We start from the raw sequence: 600 nt of genomic DNA, 5'->3' as shown, positions 1-600 counted from the left end.
CGGACGTATGAAGCCGTGCTGGAGCAGCAGGTCAGCGCCGGCGGCAAGGCCACGCTGTCGGTGTTTCAGAACAACGTCTCCAACCTGATCAGCCAGAGCGAAGACCCCAACACTGGGCTGCTGGTCTTCAGCAACGTGTCGCGTGTGCGCACGCGCGGCGCAGAACTCGGCTACCAGCAGAACTGGCCTGGCGGCACCCGCCTGCGTGCGAGCTACAGCTTCCAGCATTCAGAAGACGGCATCACCGGCCAGACGCTGAGCGATTCCCCGTGCCGCATGCTCAAGCTCAACGCCAGCATGCCGCTGTGGCGTAGCGACTGGCGGGCGGGGCTCGAGGCGCAGTACATCAGCAACCGCTTGACGACATCGGGCAGCGTGGGTGGCTACTGGATCGCCAACCTGACGTTGCTGGCGACGCGGCTGGCGCCCAATCTGGAGATGTCGGCCAGTCTCTACAACCTGTTCGACCGGCGCTATGCCGATCCGGTCGGGCCAGAGGTGGTGATGCCTGCCATCCAGCAGGACGGCCGCACGTTTCGCCTGAAGCTCACCTACACCTTCCGATGAACGCACTGCGCGCCTACCTCCGTCGTGCCACGA

1 protein-coding gene is annotated in these 600 nt (G+C 64.8%); it reads left to right on the top strand.

Translation table 11 applies throughout. The features are described from left to right. Positions 1–567, top strand: a 567-nt coding sequence (locus ACTWPP_RS45095; protein ID WP_443110634.1) for a TonB-dependent receptor domain-containing protein, incomplete at its 5' end; no start/stop codon positions are given. Positions 568–600: the final 33 nt, after the last annotated feature.

The sequence above is a fragment of the Actinomadura sp. 3N407 genome, assembly GCF_052245875.1.
GTDB lineage: Bacteria > Actinomycetota > Actinomycetes > Streptosporangiales > Streptosporangiaceae > Spirillospora.
The sequence above is the reverse complement of the archived record's forward strand: the minus strand, read 5'-3'. Positions and strand labels throughout refer to the sequence as shown.